At 66.9% G+C, this 1,520-nt stretch carries 1 protein-coding gene; it reads right to left on the bottom strand.

Features of this window, described 5'->3' with window-relative positions:
• On the bottom strand, nt 1–1,465 hold a 1,465-nt coding region (locus tag Q4F73_RS11720), incomplete at its 3' end, for an MMPL family transporter (RefSeq protein ID WP_303359524.1).
• Nucleotides 1,466–1,520 lie beyond the last annotated feature (55 nt).

The following is a 1,520-nucleotide window of genomic DNA, read 5'->3' as shown; positions in this document are numbered from 1 at the left end:
CCTGGGCCTGCACCAGCGGTGCCAGGGCCGGGGCATCGGGGTTGACCTCGTCCGCGTCGACGATGACGAGGAAGGGCGCGTTGACACCCTCGCCGAAGCCCTCGGCCATGAGGTCGGCGGACTTGCGCTGGGTGGTGTCCAGGTTGGAGGTCGAGTCCGAGGGCAGCGAGAGCTCCATGTCGAGGACCGGATAGGACAGCGCGCCCAGGGTGAGCACCACGACGGCCATGACCAGACCGGGGACGCGGCGAACAAAGCGGATCCAGCGGTTGCCCAGGGTGGGCTTCCGGCGGCGCTTCCGCGCACCCTCCCCCCGGGGCAGCGGGTTGCCGGCCACGCCGGGTACCCGGGCCTTGAACGTCCGGTCCCCGAGGACGCCGAGCAACGCCGGGATGAAGGTCAGCGCGACGAGCACGGCGACCAGCACGGTGAAGGCGGCCGACAGACCCATGGCGGTGAGGAACTCGATGTTGACGATGGTCAGCGCCGCCAACGCGATGATGACGGTGGCTCCGGCGAAAACCACGGCCGAGCCGGCGGTACCCACCGCCATTCCGGCCGCCTCGTCGGCGGGCATGCGCTGCCGTTCGGCACGGTAACGGGAGAGGATGAACAGGGCGTAGTCGATGCCCACGGCCAGGCCGATCATGACGGCCAGCACCGGGGTGATGTTGTTGAGCTCGACGAAGGCGGTGGCGATGATGATGGCCAGGGCGCCGATACCCACCCCGATGACGGCGGTGAGCACCGGCAGGCCGGCGGCGATGAGCGAACCGAAGGTGACGATGAGCACCACGAAGGCGATCGCCAGACCGATGATCTCACTGGTCGTCTTCACCGTGATCGGATCGCCGAAACCGGCCCCGCCGGCCTCCACCTGGATCCCCTGCTCACGACCCATGTCCATGGCGGTGTTGACGATGCGTCGGTGCTCATCGGTGACATCCATGGAGGAGGGCACATCGATGGTGAAGGTGGTGTAGCCGATCCTTCCGTCGTCGGAGACCATGCGCAGGTTGTGGGCGTCTTCGCGCGCGGTCTCCTCCGGCAGACCCTGCTCGGTCATCTGGGCGATGACGCCCTCCTGGAGGGCCGGGGAGACCTCGACCGGGTTACCGAATCGTTCGGTACCGGTGAGATCGGGGAGGTTGTCCTGGATGTGGTCGACCACCGCGTCGATGGCCGCCGAGTTCGCCGGGTCCGACAGCTGCTGGCCGTCGGGGGCCGCGAAGACGACATTGACACTGGCCGCGTTGACGGGGTTGCCGCCCTCGGGGAACTTCTGCACCAGGACACGCGTCGCCTCGATCGACGGGGTGCCGCCGATGGAGAACTCGTTGGAGAAGGGCTTCTGGAAGGAGACGGCGGCTCCGGCGGCACCGGCCAGCGTCAGCAACCACAGGAGGATGACGATCCACTTGCGGTGAAAGGACCAACGTCCCAGTTTGAACAGAAATTTAGCCACGGTAAATGGGCTTCCTCATGTGAGAGACAACCAAACACGGCCAGTCTACCGAGGT

The sequence above is a fragment of the Corynebacterium sp. genome (genome assembly GCF_030535495.1).
Lineage (GTDB): Bacteria > Actinomycetota > Actinomycetes > Mycobacteriales > Mycobacteriaceae > Corynebacterium.
Note: the sequence above shows the minus strand (reverse complement) of the source record. Positions and strands in the feature narration are given on the sequence as shown.